The organism is Paenibacillus sp. RC67 (genome assembly GCF_030020805.1).
Taxonomy (GTDB): domain Bacteria; phylum Bacillota; class Bacilli; order Paenibacillales; family NBRC-103111; genus Paenibacillus_S.
In genome coordinates this window covers 1,520,857-1,546,219 of sequence record NZ_CP125098.1, presented here as the reverse complement: position 1 = coordinate 1,546,219, position 25,363 = coordinate 1,520,857, and the positions used below count along the sequence as shown (strand labels likewise).

General features: G+C 41.0%; 30 protein-coding genes. 6 read left to right on the top strand and 24 right to left on the bottom strand.

Annotation, left to right across the window (positions count from 1 at the left end; translation table 11 throughout):
• Positions 1-267: 267 nt before the first annotated feature.
• Positions 268-927 (bottom strand): type A chloramphenicol O-acetyltransferase, encoded by a 660-nt coding sequence (gene catA, locus QMA13_RS07085; protein ID WP_282940497.1) that lies wholly within the window; start codon positions 925-927, stop codon positions 268-270.
• 435 nt (positions 928-1,362) lie between these two features.
• Between catA and QMA13_RS07080 the strand changes: the two genes are divergently transcribed.
• Entirely contained in the window at positions 1,363-1,581 is a 219-nt protein-coding gene (locus tag QMA13_RS07080) for a hypothetical protein (protein WP_282940495.1), read from the top strand.
• Positions 1,582-1,904: 323 nt separating this feature from the next.
• On the opposite strand, the gene QMA13_RS07075 is transcribed toward QMA13_RS07080, so the two are convergent.
• The 3 genes from QMA13_RS07075 to QMA13_RS07065 all read right to left on the bottom strand — a co-directional run bounded on the left by QMA13_RS07075 (position 1,905) and on the right by QMA13_RS07065 (position 3,928).
• Positions 1,905-2,318: an NUDIX hydrolase gene (locus QMA13_RS07075; RefSeq protein WP_282940493.1), complete on the bottom strand. Its 414-nt coding sequence runs from the start codon at positions 2,316-2,318 to the stop codon at positions 1,905-1,907.
• A gap of 586 nt (positions 2,319-2,904) precedes the next feature.
• Positions 2,905-3,363 carry a hypothetical protein gene (locus QMA13_RS07070; protein ID WP_282940492.1) on the bottom strand — a complete coding sequence of 153 codons (459 nt, stop codon included), beginning with the start codon at positions 3,361-3,363 and terminating at the stop codon, positions 2,905-2,907.
• 199 nt (positions 3,364-3,562) lie between these two features.
• Positions 3,563-3,928 (bottom strand): hypothetical protein, encoded by a 366-nt coding sequence (locus QMA13_RS07065; RefSeq protein ID WP_282940491.1) that lies wholly within the window; start codon positions 3,926-3,928, stop codon positions 3,563-3,565.
• A 426-nt stretch (positions 3,929-4,354) separates the two neighbouring features.
• On the opposite strand from QMA13_RS07065, the gene QMA13_RS07060 reads away from it, so the two are divergent.
• On the top strand, positions 4,355-5,572 hold the full coding sequence (locus QMA13_RS07060; RefSeq protein WP_282940490.1) for an IS110 family RNA-guided transposase: 1,218 nt from the start codon (positions 4,355-4,357) through the stop codon (positions 5,570-5,572).
• Between the two features lie 340 nt (positions 5,573-5,912).
• Here the strand turns inward: QMA13_RS07060 and QMA13_RS07055 are convergent, their stop codons facing one another.
• Positions 5,913-6,917 carry a hypothetical protein gene (locus tag QMA13_RS07055; protein ID WP_282940489.1) on the bottom strand — a complete coding sequence of 335 codons (1,005 nt, stop codon included), beginning with the start codon at positions 6,915-6,917 and terminating at the stop codon, positions 5,913-5,915.
• A gap of 188 nt (positions 6,918-7,105) precedes the next feature.
• Here QMA13_RS07055 and QMA13_RS07050 point away from each other — a divergent pair, with 188 nt between their 5' ends.
• On the top strand, positions 7,106-7,507 hold the full coding sequence (locus tag QMA13_RS07050) for a DUF6843 domain-containing protein (RefSeq protein WP_282940488.1): 402 nt from the start codon (positions 7,106-7,108) through the stop codon (positions 7,505-7,507).
• A 234-nt stretch (positions 7,508-7,741) separates the two neighbouring features.
• Here the strand turns inward: QMA13_RS07050 and QMA13_RS07045 are convergent, their stop codons facing one another.
• Entirely contained in the window at positions 7,742-8,200 is a 459-nt protein-coding gene (locus tag QMA13_RS07045) for a GNAT family N-acetyltransferase (protein WP_282940487.1), read from the bottom strand.
• Between the two features lie 138 nt (positions 8,201-8,338).
• Between QMA13_RS07045 and QMA13_RS07040 the strand changes: the two genes are divergently transcribed.
• A complete protein-coding gene (locus QMA13_RS07040; protein ID WP_282940486.1) occupies positions 8,339-9,532 on the top strand; it encodes an RNA polymerase sigma factor in 1,194 nt (397 codons plus the stop codon).
• Positions 9,533-9,720: 188 nt separating this feature from the next.
• Here the strand turns inward: QMA13_RS07040 and QMA13_RS07035 are convergent, their stop codons facing one another.
• The 9 genes from QMA13_RS07035 to QMA13_RS07005 form a co-directional block, all read right to left on the bottom strand.
• Positions 9,721-10,329: a YdcF family protein gene (locus tag QMA13_RS07035; protein ID WP_282940485.1), complete on the bottom strand. Its 609-nt coding sequence runs from the start codon at positions 10,327-10,329 to the stop codon at positions 9,721-9,723.
• A gap of 142 nt (positions 10,330-10,471) precedes the next feature.
• Positions 10,472-11,023 (bottom strand): HAD-IIIA family hydrolase, encoded by a 552-nt coding sequence (locus QMA13_RS07030; protein ID WP_282940484.1) that lies wholly within the window; start codon positions 11,021-11,023, stop codon positions 10,472-10,474.
• 171 nt (positions 11,024-11,194) lie between these two features.
• Positions 11,195-13,120 (bottom strand): acetylxylan esterase, encoded by a 1,926-nt coding sequence (locus QMA13_RS07025; protein WP_282940482.1) that lies wholly within the window; start codon positions 13,118-13,120, stop codon positions 11,195-11,197.
• Positions 13,121-13,137: 17 nt separating this feature from the next.
• On the bottom strand, positions 13,138-13,497 hold the full coding sequence (locus QMA13_RS07020) for a WecB/TagA/CpsF family glycosyltransferase (RefSeq protein WP_282940480.1): 360 nt from the start codon (positions 13,495-13,497) through the stop codon (positions 13,138-13,140).
• A 139-nt stretch (positions 13,498-13,636) separates the two neighbouring features.
• The gene (locus QMA13_RS07015) at positions 13,637-14,113 is read right to left on the bottom strand and encodes an NUDIX domain-containing protein (RefSeq protein WP_204822874.1); all 477 of its coding nucleotides are present in this window, start codon (positions 14,111-14,113) and stop codon (positions 13,637-13,639) included.
• 207 nt (positions 14,114-14,320) lie between these two features.
• Positions 14,321-14,554, bottom strand: coding sequence for a tyrosine-type recombinase/integrase (locus QMA13_RS36350; RefSeq protein WP_349254201.1), 234 nt, complete (start codon positions 14,552-14,554; stop codon positions 14,321-14,323).
• The gene (locus QMA13_RS36345) at positions 14,511-14,738 is read right to left on the bottom strand and encodes a hypothetical protein (RefSeq protein ID WP_349254200.1); all 228 of its coding nucleotides are present in this window, start codon (positions 14,736-14,738) and stop codon (positions 14,511-14,513) included. The genes QMA13_RS36350 and QMA13_RS36345 overlap by 44 nt, the downstream gene beginning before the upstream one ends.
• A gap of 147 nt (positions 14,739-14,885) precedes the next feature.
• Positions 14,886-15,164: a site-specific integrase gene (locus tag QMA13_RS36340; protein ID WP_349254199.1), complete on the bottom strand. Its 279-nt coding sequence runs from the start codon at positions 15,162-15,164 to the stop codon at positions 14,886-14,888.
• 110 nt (positions 15,165-15,274) lie between these two features.
• Positions 15,275-15,604 carry a hypothetical protein gene (locus QMA13_RS07005; RefSeq protein ID WP_282940477.1) on the bottom strand — a complete coding sequence of 110 codons (330 nt, stop codon included), beginning with the start codon at positions 15,602-15,604 and terminating at the stop codon, positions 15,275-15,277.
• A 371-nt stretch (positions 15,605-15,975) separates the two neighbouring features.
• Between QMA13_RS07005 and QMA13_RS07000 the strand changes: the two genes are divergently transcribed.
• Positions 15,976-16,752 (top strand): YheC/YheD family protein, encoded by a 777-nt coding sequence (locus tag QMA13_RS07000; protein ID WP_282940476.1) that lies wholly within the window; start codon positions 15,976-15,978, stop codon positions 16,750-16,752.
• Between the two features lie 681 nt (positions 16,753-17,433).
• On the opposite strand, the gene QMA13_RS06995 is transcribed toward QMA13_RS07000, so the two are convergent.
• The 4 genes from QMA13_RS06995 to QMA13_RS06980 all read right to left on the bottom strand — a co-directional run bounded on the left by QMA13_RS06995 (position 17,434) and on the right by QMA13_RS06980 (position 18,703).
• Positions 17,434-17,583 carry a hypothetical protein gene (locus tag QMA13_RS06995; RefSeq protein WP_282940474.1) on the bottom strand — a complete coding sequence of 50 codons (150 nt, stop codon included), beginning with the start codon at positions 17,581-17,583 and terminating at the stop codon, positions 17,434-17,436.
• 90 nt (positions 17,584-17,673) lie between these two features.
• Entirely contained in the window at positions 17,674-18,009 is a 336-nt protein-coding gene (locus tag QMA13_RS06990) for an NPCBM/NEW2 domain-containing protein (RefSeq protein WP_282940473.1), read from the bottom strand.
• Positions 17,993-18,385 carry a stalk domain-containing protein gene (locus tag QMA13_RS06985; protein ID WP_282940472.1) on the bottom strand — a complete coding sequence of 131 codons (393 nt, stop codon included), beginning with the start codon at positions 18,383-18,385 and terminating at the stop codon, positions 17,993-17,995. The genes QMA13_RS06990 and QMA13_RS06985 overlap by 17 nt, the downstream gene beginning before the upstream one ends.
• 135 nt (positions 18,386-18,520) lie before the next feature.
• The gene (locus QMA13_RS06980) at positions 18,521-18,703 is read right to left on the bottom strand and encodes a hypothetical protein (protein WP_282940471.1); all 183 of its coding nucleotides are present in this window, start codon (positions 18,701-18,703) and stop codon (positions 18,521-18,523) included.
• A gap of 52 nt (positions 18,704-18,755) precedes the next feature.
• On the opposite strand from QMA13_RS06980, the gene QMA13_RS06975 reads away from it, so the two are divergent.
• Positions 18,756-19,241 (top strand): hypothetical protein, encoded by a 486-nt coding sequence (locus QMA13_RS06975; protein ID WP_282940470.1) that lies wholly within the window; start codon positions 18,756-18,758, stop codon positions 19,239-19,241.
• A 35-nt stretch (positions 19,242-19,276) separates the two neighbouring features.
• Here the strand turns inward: QMA13_RS06975 and QMA13_RS06970 are convergent, their stop codons facing one another.
• From QMA13_RS06970 to QMA13_RS06950, 5 genes are all read right to left on the bottom strand, one after another.
• Positions 19,277-19,561 (bottom strand): DUF4367 domain-containing protein, encoded by a 285-nt coding sequence (locus QMA13_RS06970; protein WP_282940469.1) that lies wholly within the window; start codon positions 19,559-19,561, stop codon positions 19,277-19,279.
• A gap of 610 nt (positions 19,562-20,171) precedes the next feature.
• Positions 20,172-21,316, bottom strand: a protein-coding gene (locus tag QMA13_RS06965; protein WP_282940468.1) for an IS3 family transposase whose coding sequence is annotated in 2 segments (ribosomal slippage) — positions 20,172-21,043 and positions 21,043-21,316 — 1,146 coding nt in all. Because the reading frame shifts where the segments join, the coding sequence is not laid out codon by codon here.
• Between the two features lie 216 nt (positions 21,317-21,532).
• On the bottom strand, positions 21,533-21,871 hold the full coding sequence (locus tag QMA13_RS06960) for an RING finger protein (RefSeq protein ID WP_282940466.1): 339 nt from the start codon (positions 21,869-21,871) through the stop codon (positions 21,533-21,535).
• 353 nt (positions 21,872-22,224) lie between these two features.
• Positions 22,225-23,898, bottom strand: coding sequence for a DUF6138 family protein (locus QMA13_RS06955; RefSeq protein ID WP_282940464.1), 1,674 nt, complete (start codon positions 23,896-23,898; stop codon positions 22,225-22,227).
• A 943-nt stretch (positions 23,899-24,841) separates the two neighbouring features.
• Positions 24,842-25,222, bottom strand: a complete 381-nt coding sequence (locus QMA13_RS06950; protein WP_282940463.1) for a hypothetical protein — start codon at positions 25,220-25,222, stop codon at positions 24,842-24,844.
• Positions 25,223-25,363 lie beyond the last annotated feature (141 nt).

Below are 25,363 nucleotides of genomic sequence, written 5' to 3'. Positions count from 1 at the left end.
TCGTCACATAAATAGAAATGCCTTCAATCCACAATCAGTGGTTTGAAGGCATTTTTGCATTACACTTCTTCATACTTTGAGGATGTCTAATAGATCGCTCCAGTTAACGATCCGCGGGATATCAGATTCTTGTTCATATCCTAATCATCGATATCCCCATAGCTCTTCTCCCCTTTAGCGTGGAAAAGTCAGCCGATCGCTCTGGCCGGCTGCCTACGTAGAATTTGATTCAACTATCGCTCTCCGTTTGCGGAATGTGGTAGCTAATTAATTGTTTGGCAACCATTTCGTACAGGTATCTGCACGTAATTGTAGCTCATTATACAGCAAGCCGGCATGGTAGCCGTCGCAAACGGCATGATGGAATTGTCCCGATAATGGCAACAGTATTTTTTCGTCATGCTGAAAATATTTCCCCATTGTAAAGATGGGTAGTAAATAGGTTCCCTCGTTATAGACGTTCAGGTTAAAGCCCGTGAAGCTGACCCATGGGATGCTAGAAATGGGGAAGGTGTTTGGTGGTTCGTTTGTTTTGGCAGCAAATTGTTTAACACTTCCGTACTTTTTCATATCATCAAGATAACGACTGTAGAAATCATTAAAATCTTCACCGTACAAAGTCCAGATGCTTGAAAAAGTCTTATCATCATCATGGAAAATTGTAAAGCTAGGAGACAAACTGTCCCAACAACCTAACCTACCCTCAGAATCAAGACATGTGCGAAATTCACTGTGGCGGTTTACCACCGTAGTTATCATGTGGATTAGTGCTGGGTACAGCTTAATCCCCTTATTCTTAAGTTCTGCCAGCAGCCGGGTAATGTCAATATTTGCAGTCATGCTATAGGTGCATCTGACATTGTATAAATAATGTTCAAAATAGGTTTTTCTACTCCAGTTATCAATGACAATCGGATTGAAAATCATTTATTATAACCTCCTAAAATTATTGCGTTTTTCATTTTAGGAGGTCTGATCAACTGATTTAACCATATGCTCATCACAATCCTAATACATTATTTTTTCTACTGCTACTACATAGACTCTGTAACGTTGAGTATACCATCATCATAGCCAAAACATCAAAAATATAGCTTACAGATTGCTATCTCTGAGACATACCCAAGATGACTAAACTGTTATGTTGTATTAATCTGCCCGTTACTTGGTCCATAATAGCTGGATTTGCAAGAGGGGTCCTGTGATAGCTGCCCCTCCGTTCGCAATTAAATCTCATTATAGAATTATTCGAATGAACGATTCGCCAATTGATCAAACAATAGTTCAAACCGACATGTATACATATAAGTACAAATGAAAATTATATCAAGGTGTCCAAAACCATGATCAAAGGAGAAAAAAATGCCACAACAAGTCGATACGAACCAATTAAAGAAAGCGGAAGCAATGACGACCCTTGCCAAAGAACTTATTACACAGGCTATTGAGAAATCAGCAGCAGATCCCATGCTATGCGAAGAAGCTTTAAAACAAGCATCTACCGAGATAGCACAAGCTCAGACTATGGTAAGTCAAGTACAATCCTCTCTTCAATCCCAACAAGCTCAACAATCCAATTGATTGATTCCAGGTACTATTCCAAATTTAAGTATTTGACTGGATAAAAAATCAAACAGCGGCGGCCGAGACTTGAAAAAAGTCTTAGACTGCCGCTGGTTTCATTGAACTATCGTACCCGGTTAGCTCAATGACTTACACCATTTAAGAACTGCCTCATCAACTTCATCAATGTAACATGCAAACCAGAAAAAGAATGGGATTACATTTTATTAATCCGTCTGGCTTCCTAACCTTCAGGAGTCAGCGGCAATTGGTTATTTGGGGACCCATTGCTGCTGTATACGTATAGGTAGTTCAATAAATAACATGATTTCAATAAAGATTTAAAATGCACGACTTGTAACTTGCCCATTAAACTCCAAAGCATCTAAGACCCTTATTCGATGAGTCTCACTTAATTCTGATAAATGCATCCACCTAAATTCGGAGTGTTCATAATTAAGTGTTATTTCCATTTCCTCAGGGATTGAACAGCGAAAAATCGCTGCTTGCGAATTATACTTACTGTGATAATAAAATCCCGTTAATACTACATCCCTTACATCTATTCCAAGTTCTTCAAGACATTCTCGGTGTAATGCCTGATGAATGGTTTCGCCAGGCTCAACACTACCACCAGGGAAACTCCACCCCTTATCTCCATAAGTCCTCTTTAATAGCAGTGTTTGTCCATTGGAATTAAGTATTATTGCATGGGCACCAAACCTAAAAGTATCGTTAAAAGCCAAGCATATCACCCCTTTTTAGTCTACATAAATATTAACACATATTGGAAGAAAACTGCCTGTTACTTCAATGAACATCAAAAAAGGAGCTATCCTTGAGGCAGCTCCATACTATCGTACCCGTTAGTTTAATTTAACTTACATACATGGATGATTTTCATCGGGGAGATACCCACAGACTCTGATGATTCTCTCTTGTAACATCTGGTCTCTTTGGGTAGTGCCAACCAGTATCGAAACATAAGGTTGGAATCTCGTTTCGATAATCATTTCTGCAAGTTTAACTCGAATATTCATACCAATTAGAGAATAAATCAATGCTCCGAACAGAAGAACAACAATAAGGAACGTAGTAAGGATTCGCTTATTGATTCTCATCACCTTTCCTCCATTTCAAGTTATTAGACGTTGAAGAAATTGAAATGTTTCGGTTGCTTTTTATTGGGCATTAACTGAACGATACTGCCCGTTACTTCAATAGGCCGCCGATCGCCGGCAGCCTACTGAATCACCTATTGTGCTCTTGTTTCCCGGTTGGGAAAGGCTACCGCTTATGTTGGCAGCCTTTTGTCAATCAGTTATCCAATAATTTAGAGAATTATTTTCTTTTTAATAATTTATGAATACTCGAAGGCTTTAAACCAGCTTGAATAAGTAATTTGATATTGAAACCCGACTTCCCATAGCTTAAACGATACCAGTAGTAATTTATGTATTCTATCACGGAAAAAACATAAATTAACATACCTAGAAATAGGTCTCTTTTATTCTGTGCAAGCATTACCAATAAAATAACTACTAACACAGCCAAAAGAAGATTCGTTCTTCTTAGCATGATTAGGGTTTTCCGCATTAACAATGATTTCTCTTTACCTAATGATTGAGATCTAAATACCCAATACAGCACACCTTGAATTAATTGAAACACAAGGAATGATAACGCAAGCAAGCTCGCGAATCCTAAATCTAAATAAAGTTTAAATACAACCAAAAAAGTAAAAGCAGCTACTAACTCACCCAACGCTAGATTCAACAGGTGTTTTCTTAGTTTTCTCATAAAACTCCTTTTTAAAGATCACCAGCAGTCTTAGATCAAATTCATTTTACCATAGTAGCTTGTTAAGCATAACTGCCCTTCAATAACATCAAAAAGGAGCTATCCTTGCTCCACACTATTGTACCCTTTAGTGCAATGAAACTTACGAACTTGGCTGTCCAGACCGTTTCTGCCTCCATATTTGGAGCATTTAGGTATCTCATTTGAATTGCTTTGTAAGAATCAATTCTAGCCAATTTTCTAGAGTTTCTTTAATCTCAAAACGATTTTTTGACCGCTTTTCCTTCATCGTATCCCAATTATCATTTACGACTACCAGTAAGTACTCTCCGTCGGCTCTAGAATCTGGAGACCATCCTAAATCGATAATAAGTCTTTCCTGTCCACGTTTCGGCACAATCCATTCGCCCTGCACTAACTCCATCTTATTGATTTGCAACAAATCTTCGGTGAAATAGTGCCAATTCTTGATATATCCGTTTTCATCTGGTTCTGGTTCAACATCATGAAACTTGTTATAGCAAATAGCAAAACCTGCTGGTATCCGAAGTTCAATTAATTCCATTTTCTTAGCTCTCCTCTACTGTCTTTACATTTATCTGCTTTTATCTATTCGTACGGAAGCTGTTGAACCCCTCAGCCGTATTAACGTAAACTGCCCGTTAGTTGAGAAAAGGTAACCGACATAAGCCGGCTACCTTTACAAAGTACTCATTGAGCTATCGTACCCGTTAGCCACACATGCAGCGCAAGCGCTGCACCACAGATGATGAAAATGGGACGAAGAATCCGTCAATACTGCTACCATGGCTGGGAGAGGAAGGTCGATAAGCTATGGTGCCTTAGAGCCCATCCGTTAGTCTGACTCCAACGATCACGGTGCATCACAGATTGTCGCTCCCTTTCGGGAAGCACTCATGGGAGATTAATCCTACTCTGATTGTTGCACCAGCCTCTTACCTATTTTAGCCGTAGAGAGGACGTCATTAAGGTGGAAGTTGTCATTGAACGGGCATGCGGTATGGACATTCATAAGGATAATATTACAGCGTGCATCCTCACTTCTAAAGGAAAGGAGATTCAAACGTTTTCAACTAAAACGGTGCATCTATTGCAACTCATTGATTGGATTAAACAACATGAATGTTCCCACGTTGCGATGGAAAGCACAGGCGTATTTTGGAAGCCAATCGTCAACCTGCTTGAAGCTGAGGGCATTGAATTTTTAGTGGTGAATGCCCAGCATATGAAGGCATTGCCTGGACGTAAAACAGATGTCAAGGATTCGGAATGGATCGCCAAGCTTCTCCGTCATGGACTACTCAAAGCTAGCTTCATTCCAAACCGAAATCAACGTGAACTTCGAGAGCTTGTTCGGTATCGCCGCAGCATCATCGAAGAGAGATCCAGACAACACAATCGCATTCAGAAGGTCCTCGAAGGAGCAAACATTAAGCTTGGCTCCGTTGTCTCGGATATTATGGGTGTCTCCTCTCGTGACATGCTGCGTGCCATTGCAGATGGCGAAGATGATCCCGAAAAACTAGCGAGCTTCGCTAGGCGTACCCTGAAGCGGAAAAAGAACGAACTCGAACTTGCTCTTCAAGGTTATGTAAACCCCCACCAACGTCTGATGATTAGGACCATTTTGACTCACATTGATTTTTTAAGTGAACAGGTAGAAGCTCTCGACAAAGAAGTTGCTGCGCGGGTGGAATCTTTTCAGGAAGATGTTGAACGGTTAGATTCAATCCCTGGAGTAGCCACTCGAATGGCAGAGCAAATCCTAGCGGAGATTGGAACGGACATTAAACAACAGTTTCCCAGTGCAGCGCATTTATGCTCTTGGGCTGGATTGGTACCTGGACATAATGAGAGTGCAGGTAAAAAGAAATCTGCCAAAACCACAAACGGGAACAAGTATCTTAAATCTGCTTTGGTAGAAGCAGCCCATTCCGTTGCAGCATCCAAGAACTTTCTCGGTGCGATGTATAGACGTACTGCCGCACGAAAAGGTAAAAAGCGAGCAGCTGTAAATGTTGCTCATGCTATGTTAAGGATTGCGTTTTATCTACTAACTCGTAAAGAAATGTATGTGGATCTTGGTGAGGATTACTATGACAAACAGAAGCAACAATCTATTGTAAATTATGCCGTTCGTAGACTGGAGTGCCTAGGTTATTCAGTGACGATTGCGGCTAATTCCTAGTTCCCCCCACCTTTAAGACGCTTTTAAAAAATGAATGAACTGCGTCTTCTTTAGTGCAGCCATTTTCTGAAACTGCGGTTTTAATTTTCATGGGAGAAATGTATGTGGATCTTGGTGAGGATTACTATGACAAACAGAAGCAACAATCTATTGTAAATTATGCCGTTCGTAGACTGGAGTGCCTAGGTTATTCAGTGACGATTGCGGCTAATTCCTAGTTCCCCCCACCTTTAAGACGCTTTTAAAAAATGAATGAACTGCGTCTTCTTTAGTGCAGCCATTTTCTGAAACTGCGGTTTTAATTTTCATGGGAGCTTAATCCCTTTTGCGTACATCCATATTACAGCCGCTTAAATTTAAAGAGATCAAGTAAGGCATAGAAGAATCTGAGTGTATCTTCTTGAGAAGAAATTTTATCTTCATATGCTTCGTACAGTGCATTTGCACGAGCATGGTTTTTATTCAAATTACCGCCATGAAACCCATAGACAGCACGCGAAAGCGTCCAAGCAAATGAAGAGCAATCAAGGTGTCTCTTCTGGGTTGCTTTTCCTGCCGTTGTTTTCCATGCCCATACTTCTCCTAAGGCTATCAACGCCATTTCGGGAGTACTGGCGCTGAAATTCGGGTGGAATCCTTCCTCAAGGCCGATCTGTTCTACTTCTTTCAAGCTAACAGTATTCGCTCGACTCAAACTCAGATCCTTTCGCATTAAATCACGAATCGAAGGGAAATGAACGTTGGAAAATTTCAATAATTCTTCTTTCCAGAACCATGAATCCTCATCTGTCGTGTTCGAAAAATCGATTGCTAGCACCTCGTCCAGTTGGCTTTGGGATAACTGCGGCAGTTCCTCATAATTATGTGATACATTTGAGAATGGTAAAGTTTCATTGTAGTAGCAAACGCCGTCTTTGCAACCATAGACGATTCTACTTCCTGTATCACCATAGACCATTTTTTCTTCAAAATCAGCAGGTGATGCTTCCTTCACATACTGAACGAATGTTTGCGCAGCCAGAAGGGTTGAAGTATCTCTGTGATGGCTTCCGATCGCTAGGCCACTTGATCCTTCATAAACAGTGAATGTATAGGCTTGTCCTGTGTTGTCTGTCGCTCTAATGGCGTACTGGAAAGCATTTTCGGCATTCGAAGTCTTGAAATTTGGTTCCCCAAACAAAGTCAGCAGAGAGCCTCTAAACTGAGCAGTTTCTTGTCCAAATCCGACCTCCGGGCTTATAATTTTCGAGCTTCCAAGCTTAAATTGTTGGATCTCTATTGCTTGAAATATATACATCCTTTTAACACCTTCCTTGTTAAGTAACGCCTTGATAACTTCCATCATACGGAGAAACGGATTTTACAACAACTATGTGGAGAAGAAGCGTTGTAATTATTAGTTGTCTAGTACTACGTTCTACTGCCCGTTAGTTTAACGGTTTCCCACTAATTTACAACGTATGAAATTGGTAACTTTTTGTATATTTTTGCGTCAATACTAATGTACTATCCCATTGAAAGGAAGAGTTTCATTTGAAGAAGTATGTATTTATATCCTTAACAATAATGGTACTAGGCTTAATCTTTCTAATAACTACAACAAATAAAAATCCACTTCATATTTACCTCTTACCAGAAAACTTTGTTGGAGAAGTAAGAGTTACTTTTGACCAATCAGATTACCCACCACTTACCAAAGAAAGAAATACATTTATTTATCACATACCTAGGTCAGGTAAGTTGAAAACCTCAAATACCATGGAAAGTGGACCTGTTGAGGTATACTATGTTGACAATCAGGGTCAGCGTAAGAAAGTAAGCCATGAGCATTTTTCTGGGGTGTCTTCGCATGGTGGAGGCGAAGATAATCAAACAGTTGCAACATTCTTTATTGGTACAAAAGAACAATACGAAAATTATGTGAAACAACAATAATGTTGCTAGGAACATTGGATGATTATTAATAATTTGAGAACCATCATTCCGTTATCCTGCCCGTTACTCAACGAAAGACGGCAACCGATCGTCTGGCCGGCTGCCGTAGTGTTGATTGAACTATCGTTACCCGTTAGTTAATTCCGTCGCCGATGTGATGAAACTTTAAACATAATTTCCTTTAAACCTTCTGTGTTGGCGTATTGAATGTAATTACGGATATCTTAATTTAAACTACAAATTCTTATAATAGATTTTGGTCATATCTCCCATCACCATTGGTGCAGTTTCCATGAATGTCCATCCTGTATTTTCATAGTACTCGTTATCATTTGTAGAGATAAGATATAATTTGGTAAAGCCTAACTTTTGAACAACTTTGATGATGTGATTTTGCAATAAAATATCTATCCCTTGATCCTGCATATCTTTTTTAACAAATAAATTCGTCATCCACGGAAACAAATCTTGTCTGCAGCGCAAATCATTTGTCCAAATCGCTATCGTACCGACCAATCTGTCACCAGAAAGCGCGATATACGTTAAAGGAACTCGATCGTGTTGAGCAGTATGAATAGTGGTGTACTTCATATTTTCTTTCGTTTGGTATTTACCCCATTTGTGCCAAAACCATTCACTTACTTCATCTACATACTCCATCCGATCTGCCAAATTAACAATTTGAATATCCATGCTTTTCATCAACCTCCATAATTTTTCGACTTCACCACATTAGACACGCGAAAGCCACAGAAAGCCACTTATCAAAAAAAAAATGAATCGTGGCTTTTTCCTCTCGCCGGGTGTCTAATATATGGGAGGAGGTAATAAATGGACCCTCGAGAACGTTTTGAAGACGTTATTGCACTATATTATGACAGAATCAAGAGATATCTTTCACTAAAGATAGATGCTCACTGCGCTGAAGATTTAACCCAATTAACATTTATAAAAGCATATGAAAACCATCACGCTTTTAATAGTGAATCGACTTTATTTACTTGGTTATTCAAAATAGCAAATAATAATCTAAAAAATGAATACCGGAGAAAGCATCGAAATCATAAGTCCATTGTTGAGATCGAGCAGCATCATACCTTTGTTAGTTTTGAATTTACAGAAAATGTTGAACTGCGAATCGATATTTCAATGGCATTAACATGCTTAAATGAGCTGGATCGTGAGATTATATCTTTACACTATGACGGAGGCTTTAAACTATTCGAAATATCTGAAATGGTTGGTTTGAGTTTAAGCGCTGTTAAAAATCGCTTATATCGTGCTTTAAAGAAATTAAACCATCAATTCCATTATGATGTTGAAGTTAACAACGCACCATCCGCTGCTGCTTTCATTCATCTAGTAAGCGCCGGTCATTCTGTCGGCAGCGATCCTGCAAATAAACAAGTGTATCAAAACATTATCGACCATATGAGCCTCAAAGTTGGGCAAATATTTAACTTAGTGAAGGCGAAGCCTTCAAAAAAGATTACCATCGAAATTTATGAAGACCTTCAAGCCTTTCATCTGGCTGTTAATGAACCGAATGCTCCGAATTGGTTCATGGGCGTTGTCGAGGGAAACACGATTAAAATCACATCCCCTCTCCAACCTGGTCCAGAACACACGTATGAATCGATTCTAAAATCAGTTGTTCATCTTTTCACTATATGCTTAGTCAAAGAGATAAACCCTGCTACCCCTAAATGGATATATCAAGGACTAGGTGGTTATCAAGCAGAATTAATGACTGAGCGATACATTAATAAGTCTATCGTTCAGCTAGTTAAGCAAGGTCTGATCCCTAGCTTAGAGGATTTAAGTGATAATAGCTGGGATTTCGAAACAAAGAAAGGGTTTCAATTCTCCTATACACTCGTTGAATTTGTATTAAAGCAATATGGAGCAACCGTCTTAAATAAACTAATTAGAAATCCATCTGACCTTGAGAACATTTTTGGTTGTACAGCTTCTGACTTTTGTCACAAATGGAGAGAATCGTTGGCTGATAGATTTAGGGAATAGTGAGACATATTCCCCTTATTTTACTATTTAGGAAAGCACCATATATTTCCTGCATTATCCTGCCCATTAGGTAAACGCCCAGCAGGACATTTGTATAAAATTCAATATTTTGTGAACATGTAAAAAGGAGCTGCCACGGCAGCTCCTTCATCGTTTGTATAGAGTCCTTTATTCAACTAACGTACCCGTTAGTTCAACTCTATGTCAAAATCTCTTAATTGCCCGTTCCTTGTGTATGTGATAATTTTTCTGCACTCTTCTCGTACCCTCACAGTTCCTTTTTCACTCAGGAACCAATTGTCTCTTGTTGTGCTCTGGTCATTTACTGGACAAAATGTATAAGCTATTGAAGCAGGCAAATAAGTCATCATGGTCATAAAAGAACGTCGCATATGGTAAGCAGTTGTAACAATTAAAATTCTTCGAATGTTTGCTAACCCGATGCTGCTCTCCAATATTTTAGAAGAAAATAATACATTGTCTCTTGTATGCTTGGATAATGGTTCGACCAAAATATCCATTTCTGAAACTCCATGTTTTTTTGCTTCCTCGCTCATCACCATTGCTTCGACATCATGTTGTCCGTCCCACTGTACCCCTCCAGAAAATAAGATTTTTGAAGCTCGCTTCTCCTTGTATAGTTCAATCGCTCTAGGACATCGATACTTTAGACTTTTTTTACTTCCAAACACAAAAATTATATCGCCATTAGCTCCGTCATCAACTAGATTATTAAATAGTATCGAATCAATATGATAGCGAGGAAGCTGGTCATAATCAAACTCCGAAATCAACAAACACAATCACACTCCTTTAAAAAGAACTCATCCACTCATACGTTTCCGTAGTTCAGAAATTACGTTAAACTGCAGTTAGCTGAACAGGCTGTCGATGATCTCGGCAACCTGTTGTCATGGTGTTATTGTTTAGCGTAAAGCGTCATACCAATTCTTGATTTTTACGAATGCTACCAACTAGCCATTTTGCAGCATCTAAGAGGTCCCTCGCAACAAAATCTGGTGAGGCTTGCTCATACCACTTGTGACGGTATATCTCCAAAGATTGTTTGCCCCAGCCTGTCTCTACAAGGATTCTTTTGGCTCCGACTGCGGCAGCTGCAAGCATATCTGTAGAACCCACGTCACCAATAACAGCACATTGAGTAAGATCTAGTTCATGCTCAGTTGCTGCTTTTTGAAGCATGCCTGGTCGTGGTTTATGACACTCACAACCCTCCTCAGGCTCATGAGGACATATATAAGCCGCATCGAATCCATAACTTTCAAATTCTTTTTGAAATTCTAATTCCGTCGCTAGTCCTCTAGTAATATTGTGTTGATTAGTAAGGGCAAATATTTTGATTCCATGATCTTTTAATAACTTCAGTGCCGCTAAAGACGAAGGGAACAACTCAAAATCTTGAGGATGAATGAAGTGACCATTCCCACCTAAAGTTCCGTCACGATCCACAAAAACAGCCTTAAGTATCAACAAAATATCCCCCTTATAGTAGATTACACAAATATGGTAATTCCCTTTATGATTGAATTATCCTGCCCTTTAGCTCAATCAGAGCGGGTGTAAGAGAGCTATCAACTGTACAATGAAATTCAGCCAAACAAGGAATCCGTACTTCTAGCGGGGGATATCGCTTCGTTTCTATTACTCAACTAACCCAGGCCATTCTGCTAACGACTTAACGTGCCATATCCCACCTGGATGACCGATTCGACGATATAATTGCTCTGTCCAACGGTACGTTTCCGGTCTTTGCCCAATAAACACCAGTGGCTTCGGCCAAAGTAATCCGGCAACTTGTGGCAAATCAGTATAACGTAAGCTATGAATTATTTCTATCGCCGGACCGGTTCCATTCGGTTCACTTAGAGCATTTTGTGTGGCAGGTGGATTCTGTATAATGACACCAGCAATCTGATCATCAAGCAGCGCAGCATAGAGAGCGACGGCAACCATCTCTCCTTTGGCAGCCAATACCACTCGTTTAGGATCTATTTCACGAAAGGAACGAACCGCCTGAACTCCTCGTAAAACGTCCCAAACTCTCATGGAAGCAATCGTCCGTCCTGTCCAATTAGATGCACGACGTAAATGCAGACTAAGTTCTGGACCCCATGATGTATCCCCTGTACCTCGCGGATCGATTCTTGTGCGTACCCATTTATCGTCCAATCCCTCTAATAGAGGATAACTTTTTAGAATGCCGCGGGCCGCACCAGCTTCTCTAAGGGCAATCACCACCGGAGCAGGGGATGAAGAAACTGTTAGAGGGCAGAGTAGTTCACCATTTAACCGCCAATATGAATCAGGCGAAAAGGAAAATTTATGTGTACTCCAATAAGTTTCCTTGTCTATATAGCTCTGCTCTATTCGAACATCAACAACTTCATGGTCTTGTGTAAAAGCGGAAAAACTTTCTGTATACAGTTTTTTTACCAGTTCATCCCTCTCAAAATTTAATTCTCTTTGATTTCTAATCATATATGTCTTCGTCAAGGGGATAAACCAATCCTGAACCGTGGTTGACTCATCATTAGGAGGATTAATGCCGTTATAGACAAGCAAATCTTCATTTTTTTCTTTAAACCCATCTACGTCAGACAATTCATTATGAATAGTAGTAGGCATCAGATGGCTCATGAAAAAATGAAAAATCTCCTTACGCGAATCGGAATTATAGGAATGAGGACCGTAAAACATCATCAACCCGAGCTTGTCTTCTGCTCCGACTTGTTGATAAAACAATTTTAGCTTCTCATATACAAGATGTATCGAATCACTCTTAAATAACTTATCCGCAGATGCACTTACAATCAAACATGGGCGCGGTGCAATGAGGGCATACATTTCAATCATCGACCAGCCATATGGATTAGTGGGAATCATGCAGTCACAATGATCATCGATTGTACGTTCACTAAGATGAGAGGCTAGGGTTCCGGTACCACAAGAAGGTGCCACTATCTTTACCCTATCATCCGCGCAAGCAGTCCACCAACTTGTTGCTCCACCTCCTGAGATTCCCGTCATTCCTAAACGCGTCTCGTCTACTTCTTTCAACTCGCTGAGTAAATCTAAGCCTCTGATGGCGTTCCATACTTCCACGCCTGCAGGCGAATATCCCCGGCTAATCCAGTGAAAACATCCATGATTGTTTGTACCGTAATGTTCACCGAGCACTTCACCATTTTGAATGGTATCTATAATTAGTGTGACAAAACCCAATTGAGCAAACTTCCGGGCATGCTCTTGATAGTGAGTCTTTTGGTTCTTGGCGTGTCCGCAGACATAGATAATACCAGGTACAGATCGAACAATGTTATTCGGTACATACAAGTTTCCCGCAACATATAAACCTGGTAAACTTTCATAATATAATTTGTCTACTCTGTATGTATCTCGCTTCAGCGTCCCTGTAACTTTTATGTTTAAAGGAGAGCGTTCTTGTTGTAGGTATTGATCAATTCCTAACATCCGATGAAACTGACGTTGTTTTTCTTTTCGCCAAATTTGCAATTCTGATTCCGTAGTGAATTCTGGTAATGGGCGAGAAGTCATTTGCTCCGCCACTTGGACTAAATACTCCCTCATATGCATATTAAGTTACCCCCAAGTAGATAAGATCCGTTTTCGTCAGGGCAATGTGCTCCGTACTTGAGCAACCTTAGCAAGGTATCATAACCAGTAATACGTTCAGGAAGATTTCCTCCTCTTAAACGAGACGCCCTAACAATCCCAATACCATCAGCTGTTATTAGACCAGCTTCATCTACAATTGAGCGTAACGAACTATCCTTCTGACAAGCCATTGTGATCTCTGGATTTACTTTAATAACATGGAATAGTTCTGATTTATTCTGTTCGATTTCGTCACTAAGAGTTTCCACAGTTCCGTCAAGTGTGAGTTTTGGAAACCGAATTCCCATTATCTTTGCATAGCTTTCCATTGAGACATACCACCTTTTTTAGATAATATATCCATATTTTAACACAAGTTATGTTCAACTAACCTGTCTGTAACGTAACAAAGCTGCCGTTCAAAGCGGCAGCTTTTTCATGGTGTAGTTATTTCGCTATCGTTACCCGTTACTTCAACAACTGTGCCCATAACATCTTTCCATCACTAAAAGTTCCCGTCCAAACATTGTCTGTTTTAGAATTATGGAGATAATGTTCATACATTAGTTTTAAACTCAAAGACATCTGCAAATTAGCCATTTCTGATAATTTCACCCAATGTAATTCACCTTCATCGCAACTACTTATAGTTCTAGTGTTCGAATCACCAAAGAAAATATAATGTTGATTTAGTTCATCTTCTTTTTGTCGCAGTAGTATGTATCGCAATGTTAAATTTTCAATTTCAATATGAGATATACCCGTCTCTTCTTCTATTTCACGTAAACAAGAATTTTCGGGTGAACCATGCTCGTGTGGCTCAACATGACCTCCGATACACGACCATAAGCCTGGGGCTATCTTTTTGTTTTTTGATCGTTTGAGCATTAACACATCATCATTATTAATAAGAAAAGCTCCAGTCATTGTCCGAACACTTATCATCGTAATAACCTCCGAATCCTGAATCAATCACTTTTCTAGATTTCTCTATAAGTGTTATAAATCCTTTCTACATTTAGCATACCTTATCATTCAACAGGCCGTCCAGTTGCTGGCTGCCTGTTCGTTTTCATAACTGCCTATGTCGCCACGCTAACCTGCCCTTTTGTTGAGCGGCGGCTTCATTAAGACTACAACCGCTGCTACAACCTAAAAGTAACGACGATAGAGTTCTCGCCGGCGTTCCCCGCGCAGCTGGGCGTATATTTGAGTGGTTGATGCTTTTTCATGCCCCAACATGCCTTGAATGAAATCTAATGGCGCTCCGTTATCAAGGAGCTTGCACGCATAGGTATGACGAAACCGATGTGGATATACATTAGCTTCGAGTTCTCCCCGATCAGCAAGACGTTTTAATGCCCACCTGATCGTCGGAATAGCCATCCGTTGTAGGATGTGTATCAGTTACAAATAAGGCCTTGCAAGAGTCCTCACGGCTCGCGAGGTACTTCTTCAACCACACTTTACATTCGGTGGTAAAGTAAACCTCTCTTTGTTTTGAACCCTTGCCATTTACAATTGCGGAGCAGTTCTCCCAGTTCAGATCTTCGATGTTCAACTTCTCCACCTCTCCAATCCTTCAGCCGGTACTATCTATATAGGAACTCTAGAAGAGCCCTTTCCTTCAGGGACTGGCAAGAGATTTTCAAGTGAATGACATCTTCCTCAATCAAAAAATTAGGAATACGCTTGTCCATTTTGGGTTCGCGTAGCTTCAAAGAAGGTTCGATGATAAGTATGTCTCTTCATAGGCAAAGCGGAACAAGGAACGAACAAAACGTATGCGATGTGCTAGACTGCTGGGTTTCAAGCGATCGGACTGCTTTGCCAAGTATTCTTTCAACAAGTTCAAAGTAATCTCAGAAATATCCAGGTCTCCTAGCTCTCTTACAAGCATCTTGAACTGAAGGGTGTAGGCTTTCAATGTACTGGGACTAAACCCTTGGATACGTTTATCAGCTTCATACAGTCGCCATAACTTGCTTAAAATCATAAATAAAACCTCCCATAATAGCTACTAAATCTAGTTTGCTTCTTATGGAAGGTTTTAGACTGACTTTATTAAACTATCGTACCCGTTAGTTGAACAACAATAATAAGTTTCTAGCCAATGAAAATCACAGCATTTTCTCGTCCAAATGCCGTTGGTAGTTTAGTAATTAACAAATCGATACGGTAAAGGATATGTGCCTGCTTCACTTCAAATAAATTGTGAAGTGACCACTCTCTAATTTGCAGCAGCTCGTTAATGACTTTATCCAAATCTTCTTTCCTTATATCTATTCCCCATGAAAATTGCTCTACCCACTTTAATTGCATTGCTTTTATCGCAGGGACCCAACACTCATTAAAAAATGATTCAGATGCCACAGGTATTGAGAACACCCTTTCTAATTCATCAGTCGGATCTAATATATAGGCTACTACTGACATGATGGGAAATTCACTCCTTACCCAAACGAACAATGATCCCAATATTACCATAATTGATACTCTTCTGCCCGTTCGTAACACAGCAGCCGAGGCGCCTGCATTTTTGCGATGCTCCTTTTCGAACTAGTAGCGATTCGTCGAGAATTTCCATATATGGTGTGTAATACTATATGAAAATACAGTAGAATCATAGGATCGTCAATGAAACTTGTAAATTATAATTACATTGTATTTTGTATATATGTAAATTGAGCTTTCCGTACTCAAAAAACCACCCTCTCCTGTCGGCACGAGGGGCCATTCGCGGAATTTGACAAGCGCACACGAACTTCTGCCAAGCAGGTCATATAGTACTGGGGAGGTGATTCATTGTGTTCAAAAAGAACTATCGCAGCCGCACTATCAGAGCCAAGCTGCGGGTCTGCCGATATTTGTCCGCGAATCGTTCGCTGAAAAAAAACATTCCCCTTACAAGGCTGTTCACGCTCCCCAATATGAGAAAGATGACGGCTAGCCATTCCTCGCTTTATATTAAGCCAGATATCGGTTCGCACGGAATCGGCATCTTCAAGCTGACGCGGACGCGAGGCGGGTTCAAGCTGCGTTCCTCGCAGCGGGGCAAACGGAGCAGCCGGTTCAATTCAGCGTCTTCCGTTTACCGGCATATACTGGCGAAACGCCAGGGGCGAATGATTATTCAGAAGACGGTACGTCTTGACCGAGCGGGAGAAAGACCGTACGACATTCGCGTTATGGTGCAGCGTAAGCCGGGAGGAAGCTGGACATGTACCGGGATGGCGGCCAAGGTCGGACGGGCGGGCAAGATTATAACCAATTATTATCAGGGCGGAGAACTAATGTCGATGGAGTCGCTGCATAATCGAAAAGGACTGCTGGAAGAACAAGGCAAGGCACGCATCCGCCATTTAACCCGCAAAGCGCTGGACGTCGTACGGACGCTAAGCGCCAAACAATCGGGCATGTGCGAGATGGGCGTCGATTTCGCCTACGACCGAAGCGGGCGGCTTTGGGTGCTGGAAGTGAACAGCAACCATCCTCAATTCCATCCGTTCAAAAAGTTCGACCGAGCAGCTTACGACCGGATGATGCATTATGCCCACAGCTATGGCAGGAAAAGCGCAAAATAAGTAGTGCGAGGGCACTCGATAACCCGGGTTATCAAAGGGAAAGGTGAAAAAGTTGGGGTCTGTAAAATGAAATGTGGTACCTTTGAAATGATTTCAAAGGGGACATAAGTTCCATAACACCTGCCGCTGCGCCTGCATTTTTGCGATGCTCCTTTTCGAACTCGTAGCGATCCGTCGGGATGTTATAAAGTTCTTGTCATTGAGCTTTGACAAGAACTTTATAACATAAATTAAAAAAAGCCGCATTTTAAGCGGCTTGTAATGTATTCAAGTTCTTGTCACCCAGTAGCCACCTCTTGATAACGATTATATATAGGAACATTTACACAAATGTTCCTATATATAAAAGAAAATCCTGATTTTTCAAGCTTGTTGGCACATTTGTGTCATTGGATAATTTTATTCTTTGCGTTTGTGTGTCACAATCAATTGGTTTGATTTTGTTATTATAGTTTCCAGATCGGCTTCCTACGCCAAAGAAAATAAAAGGCGCTGACGAACCATATGATAAGAATAATCAAAACGTAGAAAAACTTTTTTAATCTTTCTAACTTAACTTGAAACACACTAAACCCTCCACCCTAATTTAAGTAGGCTTGAAAAGCCTAAAGGTATGTGACTGGCCTTTCTGCTATATGAATTTATAAGAACTCCTTGTAAATCCCCAAAGTGCTTGCTTTATTATGGAGTAAGAGTGCCTTTTTTCACACCAATTTTTTCGCTATTATGATCGATAAAATCTACTAAAACAATGGTTGTTTTATAACCGCAGTTGTAAGGTGCTCTGGTCGGTACCAGAACATGAACATCTATTATCAATGTTTTGATCATACGCTGATTCCCTTTGAATAATTGCTGAATTAGACGATTCGCTGTGGGAGCAGTTACATAAAACTCGTCATAGCATTGCTAAATGTAATATTAGTAAAGTTTTGCATCAACCAAATCAATGATAAGCTCGCCATTATCGTCACGTGTGAAACTGATCTGTAGTTTTGAAATATTCGTAATATCTATATCAATATTTTTCGGAAGATCTCCGCCTTTAAGGTTTCCAAGTACTGTTAACTCTTTACCATCACCTATTATTTTTAAAGTCCCTAGTGCATTACTATTTTTTGTTTTATCGTCAATACCTACACTTCCTGTTAACTTTGTATACTTTCCTTCCAAATTATATTCGATTGAACCACTTTTAATTGCAGTACGTTGTTCAGTATTAAATAAAGGCAATACCACTTTAATACCATTCTCCATATGGAGCACCTGCAATTTGAAGTACGTTATTATAAAATGCCCCCCCATTTGCGCCTTCGTTTTCTCTCGCAACTGATAGATCCGTCAAATTATCGAATCTCCCCCCACCTGTTCCTATCCAAATTGTACTACTTGCCTCCTCCCACTCTACCTTTTTACCAAACGATTCTCCAACAAACCGGAGCGGTACATAGGTGGTTCCATTATAAATAAATCCTTGTTCGCTACCCACTTTCTTTTCTACTCCATCAAACATATACTTAAAATTTTTAAAATATACATCAATTTGAGTGGTGTCTGAAGCATATACGGCAGTGCCGATTAAAGACCCACAAGTAACAACGCCCAAAATAAATCCTTTTATTTTATCATTCATTATGAAAGTTACCTCCAGAAGATGTATTTTCAAACTCATTTCCTTCTTAATAATATCATTTATATAAATTTTGAAATCAATGGAAGCCTGTTGAGATTTCTCAACAGGCCTCTATTGATTCAATTATAAAATTTCTTAAAAAGCTCTTACAGCAACGTCATAACCGTAACCAAAACCACCATCGCCGTCGTCCGAAACGATTCGAACGGTGTAGGTTTGACTCTTATTTGCCGGTGTAAATGTATTTTGATATTGCCAACCATTTGATGAGGAGGTATGACCGTCTGCAACTGGATTATTAGATTGATCCGTTAGCATATTACTTTGTGTTTATAATTATGGACTGCATACTAAAGTGAAGGGGATTAATATGAACAAAAACAAAAGGATCGGTAGTTTTTTATTTATTGCTTTATTCGCATTGTTTATGTCTGCATCTGTTATCAACGCAGAACCGGCAAAGCCAAATGGTGCTAAAACATCAGCGCCTCCAGAAACAAATTCAATACAAATTCAAGGGATATTTGATCCAAATGATATTTATCTTCAGAAAGGCTGGAATTCTATTGGAGATAATGGAAATCACCAAATTGGCCTTTCTGCGACAACAATTGCCAACCAGTATGTGGATCAAATTGGAGTAACCTATTATCTTCAGAAATGGACAGGTAGTACATGGGAAGACGTGGACCGGGGTGTTACACAGAGTTTTAGGGACGATGATCAATTCACGAACACATTAACTTATACTGGTGAATCGGGATATTACTATCGAGGAGTAACCATTCATTGGATAAAAAAAGGAAATGTGTATGAAGATGGAACAGTAACAAGTTCAACAGTTCTCTTAAAATAATTAACAGCTAGAGGACAGGGGTTTGCCCTGTCCTCTTACTTAATACTGTTAGCAATTTTTATGACTTCCTCTTTAGGAAGATCACCAATAATAATTATTACAACATCCCCAAGCATAAAATCTAAATTCACAAGATCGTTTTTTACAACCGTTAAATAACCAGTCCCTGAATTCAAATTGATTTTTTGAATTTCTCCTGCATCAGTATTGGAAGTAGAATTCACAGTGGAATCTTTATTTAGCTTGTTTAATACGATTTTATATGTTTTCCCCTCACTGCTAATGTAATTTAATGGGGCTCCCAGATTAAGAGTCTCCATTTTATCGCATAAGTTTCCAAATCAAAATCCAACACCTTTATAGTTGAGAGCGAAATTGTAATGAAATTTCCCGCTCCATACAAAATCATAAAGATTCCTGTTGCCCATACTACTGGAATAAATCCTGGGTCACGGTTTAATGCCATTTGATAAATTTGTCCACCCAATGACTTGACCCCGATCATTCAACCAGCAGCCCAGTAAAAACTCATTAAAGCAAAAAGCAATGTTCATACAATACCGGCATAAATAAACCATGTTGTACGCAATCTCATTTTCATTCTTACCTCACTTATTTTATTCGCGTAACACATAACGTTGTCGATGGGAAATTTAGTGAATAATTCCTTTATTATACTTAAAGGCCGGATCCTTCATTCAACTTGCTGCTGACGAAACTTACTCGATGAGGAAGCACATTTTTTAAACCTAGCCCTTCCGCCGAATCAATTGCGGGAGGAGCTTTTCCTTTACATTCACACAGATGGATGTATATATTTTGATCGATGATTAAAAGTAGACAGCTCGTTTTAAAATACACAAAAAAGCCCACGAGCGATGTGCGGGACTGCACCCCATCTGTGAGACAGGGATCAAAACACCTTTCAAGTTAAGCGGCCAGTCGTCGGAAATCAGCCGGCGACTGGTTATTTAGTTTCGCTTGAATGCGAATTGAGTTATAGTAAGTGATGTACTCTCGAACGGTTTGTTCAACGATTGCCGTCGTTGTACAAGTGAGCCCTTCGAGATAGAATGTTTCAGACTTTAGTGTGGAATGAAACGATTCGATGGAGGCATTATCAGCGGGCGTTCCCTTGCGGGACATGCTCATGGTAATGCCTTTTCCTTTTACGGCTTCTTGATACGCCTGAGACGTGTAGACGCTGCCTTGATCGCTATGTAGCAGCATCCCTGGTTGATTCGGAAGCTGGCTTAGCGTGTCCAGTACAAATTCAGTGTCCTGCTTGTCAGCTATACTGTAGGCCACAACCTCTCCGTTATACAAGTCCAAAATGCTCGATAAATACAACATCTTGCCGCCGAAGGGCAAATACGTAATATCCGTTACCAACTTATTGAACGGTACGTCTGCTTGAAATTGCCGTTTTAACAGATGTTCTGCTGGTTGTGCTGGCTGTCCAGTTGGTTTGCGTTTCTTGATCTTGACTCGACATTGCAATCCTTCACGCTGCATGATTCGCTGCACGCGTTTGTGGTTGATTGACTGTTCCTTTTGAAGCAGCGCGGTGATCTTGCGATACCCATAACGAAATTTGTGCTGTTTGCAGAGTTGACGTATCTTCTCCACAATTGGATCCGCTTGCTTCGTCTCATATGTCGCTTTCCAACGATAGTACGTAGCACGTGCAATCCCTAGCAATGCACAAGCCTGTTTTACAGACAGTTCTCCTCGAATTGCTTCCATCCAGGCGATTACGGCCTCAGGTGACACATCCTCTCCAACGCCTTGTACTTTTTTAGCACATCCAACTGCTGTTTCAGAAACCGGTTCTCCGCCTTCACCTTCTCGAGTTCTGAAGCATACTCAGGGCCTTTACCATAGCTGTATTGCTTGCCGACAGGTTGCTCAAGCCGATGAAGTTCACCCTTGCGATGCCACGCCACCCAAACCTTCAACTGTGTCACATTCTTAATCCCGAGCTCATCCATAACCTCTCGAACCGACACACCAGCCAATCTCATTCGAATGGCTTGCATCTTTACTTCCACCGGGTAGCTGACTCTTGTTGCCAATGCAAAAACACCTCCAAAGTTGTCCTCCATATCTTACGACAGGGGGCCATTCTCTTGAAGGTGTTTTAATTTGTCTCACGTTATGGGGTCAGTCCCGTGCATTGTCCGGGCTTTTGATAAGGCTCTTATTTTATTTTTTGCAATTCCTTTAATCCTTTTTTGCAATCTGATACAGAAAATCCCTCATCTTTGCAATTTTTTAATGGGTCATTACTCTTACCCTTTACTGTTATTGCAAGAACCGAAGATTATTATAATAATTAATATAATAACAACTATACAACCAATTCCTGCCCACTTGCTTATAACTGCTTCATTATTTGGAATAGTTGCATTTTCAAGATTTGTATATGAAGCATTTTGAACTTGGATTTTTTTCGTTTTTTTTATTTCATCAATTTTCTTTTTTTTAGCAACTAACTCGATTGCATTTTTTAATTTTAGTACAGATAGATATTTCTCCTTGTCCATTCCGTTGACTTTAATCCCACATTGATTGCAATACAAACTATCTCTTATTAATTCATTTCCACAGCTTCTACAGAACAATGCCATACTTATTCTCCTAATAGTTAAAAGTAAAAGCCAGGGGCTGATTGCCCCCACCCGCTTTCCATAACATGGACAACCCTTCCGGACAGCTAGATGATTTACAAATTACATTGGAAGCCGCAATCAAAAATGGTAGTTGTCCTGGAATCCTTCTGCAGGTGACACCATTATTGCAACCATTCAGACCATTAACTGGGATGATGAACAAGTGAAATCCTTTCCTCTTGGCACCTTTGAGGTGGGTTCTGCCACATTAAACCTGAGAATCCCAAAACAAGAAAATTTATATTCAAGTACATATTGAGTTTCGAGGTTAGTTTCTTTCGAATCAAAAGAAATTCCGCCCTGGCGTACCGTCAGGCTTTACCCGCCGCCTTTAGCAGACGAAGCAGCAGCTCCTTGCGCGGTTCCTGCTCCTTGCGAGCCAATGCAGCCAGCTTCTCCGCCTTGCCCCAGATCGGGTACAGCACCCGCTCGGCCTCGTAATCCGTCAGGGCCTCTACATGCTGCACCAACAGCGACAGCTTGTCTTCGCTTTCCAGTTCCGGCTGAATCTTCAGCTTTAGCGAATTGTGAGAGCGCCGCAGGCAGGCGACCAAGGCGGGAGTCGAACGTTCCGTTACGCCATGGGTTTCGGCAAAAACGGCAGTGTACTTGTCCTGCACCAGCTGATGCTCATCGTCCACAAGGGCCATGTAAGCTTCGACCAACGGAAAATACCGCTCGGCCGAAAGTCCCAGCCCGAATACGGCATAACTGCCCGGCATTACGCTTTTTTCGCCTTCCGTATCCTCGTACCATTCAAACTCTTCCATCGCCTCACGAGCGTATTCCTCCAATAACGGATGCAGCTCGGAATAAGCCAGCGCATTCGCAAAAAAACGGTGCGTATCCGATTTGGCAAGCCCCATGACGGGCAATACCTCTCTCACGCTTGATTGTAGCTTGATTTTGTAGCTTTTCGGGAAGCCCTTTCGGAGCAGGGAGAGAATAAACGAAATCGCCCGTTCGTACGCCCCGGCTTCTTCCTTGCAAATAACGACCGTAATGAGGGAAAAAACATCGTTAGCCTTGCATTCGGCCAACTCATGACACATATGGACATCTTCTTGCGAGAAGCTGTCGCTGCCCTCCTTCAGCATGCGCTCGGCCTTGCCGCTGCCAAGTTGCGTCGCCAGCTCCAGAAAAGTCTGGCCCTTGAATTTGCTGTAGCTGGGCTCGTAACGAAGAATCATCACCGCGCCGTACAACAGTAAGTCGACAGGCTGATTCGGCTCATCCTTGTTCTCCAGAGCAGCATCCGGCTTGATTTTATAATCATTGATCCTGTATTCGAAACGGGTGAAATCGTAGTAACGTCGCAGGAAGACATTCTCGGCCCAGCCGGTCAAGGCCCGGATGATATTTCTTCGATGATCCGCCAGCGCTTGCGTCCGTTCTTTGTTCAGCTCCTGAATCCGGTCAAATAAAGCAGTCATCCTTGCCACTTCCGGTTCGTGAAACAAATATGGGTCCAGCAGATGACGCATCAAAAAGAAGGTTTCCAGTGGCTTTGTCGGGTAAGAGCCCTTCTCTAATTTTTTCTCGATATAGGACTGAATTCGTTCCAAAAGCTGCCGCTTTTTCTCTTCATATACGATTTCCAGCACCGTTAATTTCACGCGCCCGTCTGTCGTTGCGAAGGTTCCTTGCAAGGTAAACCGGTAGTCGATCAACGGCGACGTCTCCAGCTTGTCCAGCTTCTCTTTTACGATTTCCGCCAGCAGGGGCTGAACCTCATGCAAGACCTGCTCCCGCGTAAATGGTGTGGCCTTTATCGACTTGCTGCCTGCAGCATTCCGTCCAGAATTCAAACTGTCAACGCGGGTCCTGCCCGGCCGGTAATCCAGCATAACGCCGCTAAATATGCCCATTTGCAGCGTGGTTCGCTTGACCGCTTCCTCCACGTCCTTCCGATTTTCCTGTTCGTCAAACCATTCATGAATCGCCGTTTTCATCTCTTCCAGCGCTTCTTCCTGCAATGTGTTCATCGTCTCCCGCCTTTCCACGTGTTTCAACAGCTGATCTCGCCATGCCCGTCAACGTATCTATTTTAAAAATACGGATTAACGTTCCCATGTTCCTATTATTTTACATGCCGGCACATTCCAGAACAATGAGCCTAACGTCCGGTAGCTTTTTCTACCTTTATGCACACCCGGTTAATGAGGAGACCCTCTACTCCTTTTCATTCAGTGGGCAAGATTTGGTCCATACGAAAACCAATATAAATATGGAGCATTATTTTTCTATATATCACGATTACTACATCGAGAATCTGGACAAGCATAGAGATAAATTGTTCATAGCACCACATGAAATAAATGCCTGCAAAAATCTTACTATGGAGCTGTTAAGGTCAATAGAGGGTAAATCGACCAAGCTGGCAATGCCTCCGGAAGAAGGGTTAGAGGCTGTATTGCAGTTGATAAATGACGTTGATTATTTGATTCATATCTACTCCGAAAACAAAACAACGTTATTCGGTATCATGAGAGACTTTCTCTCAGACAATTGCTCCAACCCGTATAGCGATCATTGTTTCAGTACTTTGCTTCAAAATTATGTCTCTTATATCCTTTATTCTCTTATATCCTTTATTTTACGTTTGATGAAATTCATGATTTGGTAGATTACTTTAAAGGCACTCCGTTATGGTGCGGAATGATCATCAATAAAATCTTTACGGATGCCATCTTTATTAAAAAGATTATGAAGCAAAACCATATCGATATTACCGAGTATAAGAATGTAATCGAATTTTTCGACGAGTAGGCCCGAAGGATTTATCTCTAATCCAAAAGCAATTCATTCGTTCCTTAGGCCAGCGATTGACTAAGTTAGAAAAGACAAGCGATGGCTTCAGAGAGTTTCCCGAATATAACGAATTAGCAAACTTATTGACTGACGGATAAAAGATCGGGTTTACTTCATTTAAGGAAAATCAAGTCTGTTATCGATGACACGGAACATCTCCCTACACCGCGCCGGGAACCGGGCATCCAGTTGCTCCCACTGTTGATTCGGCAAAATCAAAAAGTCGTGAGTATCGGAAAAATACGAATCCGCAAAAAGACGAATTTCATATTTATCCCTGATCAACTCCTGAAACCCGCGAATCGTGATATAGCGATCTTTTCCTGTAAAGGTGAGTGCAATCGAATGCAGTTGTCCATTGTAGGTAATATCCAGCCCTTTGTCCGTAGTCACCACCTCGACCACCTCATTTGGAAGCCGTTTACCGAATAATCGGACAATCTCCTCGTCATCCTCTCGCCAATCTACGGTGACGCTGTATGCGAAAGCGAACACCATCGGAATTTGCTCCTGGATCGCCAGCTCGTTCGCTAGTTTAAGGGTTTATCCCACGTAAACTCACTCATTCGCAGGTTTTCATCACTTTAGAATGTAGTGGTCCGTAGGAAATATAGCTTTTTTACCCGCAAGGTTAGTGTT

Bases quoted from the DNA above. Each gene is read 5' to 3' on its own strand.
- catA (WP_282940497.1), bottom strand. From the start codon at position 927: ATGATTTTCAATCCGATTGTCATTGATAACTGGAGTAGAAAAACCTAT.
- QMA13_RS07080 (WP_282940495.1), top strand. From the start codon at position 1,363: ATGCCACAACAAGTCGATACGAACCAATTAAAGAAAGCGGAAGCAATG.
- QMA13_RS07070 (WP_282940492.1), bottom strand. From the start codon at position 3,363: ATGAGAAAACTAAGAAAACACCTGTTGAATCTAGCGTTGGGTGAGTTA.
- QMA13_RS07065 (WP_282940491.1), bottom strand. From the start codon at position 3,928: ATGGAATTAATTGAACTTCGGATACCAGCAGGTTTTGCTATTTGCTAT.
- QMA13_RS07055 (WP_282940489.1), bottom strand. From the start codon at position 6,917: ATGATGGAAGTTATCAAGGCGTTACTTAACAAGGAAGGTGTTAAAAGG.
- QMA13_RS07045 (WP_282940487.1), bottom strand. From the start codon at position 8,200: ATGGATATTCAAATTGTTAATTTGGCAGATCGGATGGAGTATGTAGAT.
- QMA13_RS07040 (WP_282940486.1), top strand. From the start codon at position 8,339: ATGGACCCTCGAGAACGTTTTGAAGACGTTATTGCACTATATTATGAC.
- QMA13_RS07020 (WP_282940480.1), bottom strand. From the start codon at position 13,497: ATGGAAAGCTATGCAAAGATAATGGGAATTCGGTTTCCAAAACTCACA.
- QMA13_RS07015 (WP_204822874.1), bottom strand. From the start codon at position 14,113: ATGATAAGTGTTCGGACAATGACTGGAGCTTTTCTTATTAATAATGAT.
- QMA13_RS36350 (WP_349254201.1), bottom strand. From the start codon at position 14,554: ATGGCTATTCCGACGATCAGGTGGGCATTAAAACGTCTTGCTGATCGG.
- QMA13_RS36340 (WP_349254199.1), bottom strand. From the start codon at position 15,164: ATGATTTTAAGCAAGTTATGGCGACTGTATGAAGCTGATAAACGTATC.
- QMA13_RS07005 (WP_282940477.1), bottom strand. From the start codon at position 15,604: ATGTCAGTAGTAGCCTATATATTAGATCCGACTGATGAATTAGAAAGG.
- QMA13_RS06995 (WP_282940474.1), bottom strand. From the start codon at position 17,583: ATGATCAAAACATTGATAATAGATGTTCATGTTCTGGTACCGACCAGA.
- QMA13_RS06990 (WP_282940473.1), bottom strand. From the start codon at position 18,009: ATGGAGAATGGTATTAAAGTGGTATTGCCTTTATTTAATACTGAACAA.
- QMA13_RS06985 (WP_282940472.1), bottom strand. From the start codon at position 18,385: ATGAATGATAAAATAAAAGGATTTATTTTGGGCGTTGTTACTTGTGGG.
- QMA13_RS06980 (WP_282940471.1), bottom strand. From the start codon at position 18,703: ATGCTAACGGATCAATCTAATAATCCAGTTGCAGACGGTCATACCTCC.
- QMA13_RS06975 (WP_282940470.1), top strand. From the start codon at position 18,756: ATGAACAAAAACAAAAGGATCGGTAGTTTTTTATTTATTGCTTTATTC.
- QMA13_RS06970 (WP_282940469.1), bottom strand. From the start codon at position 19,561: ATGGAGACTCTTAATCTGGGAGCCCCATTAAATTACATTAGCAGTGAG.
- QMA13_RS06960 (WP_282940466.1), bottom strand. From the start codon at position 21,871: ATGGCATTGTTCTGTAGAAGCTGTGGAAATGAATTAATAAGAGATAGT.
- QMA13_RS06955 (WP_282940464.1), bottom strand. From the start codon at position 23,898: ATGAACACATTGCAGGAAGAAGCGCTGGAAGAGATGAAAACGGCGATT.
- QMA13_RS06950 (WP_282940463.1), bottom strand. From the start codon at position 25,222: ATGGTGTTCGCTTTCGCATACAGCGTCACCGTAGATTGGCGAGAGGAT.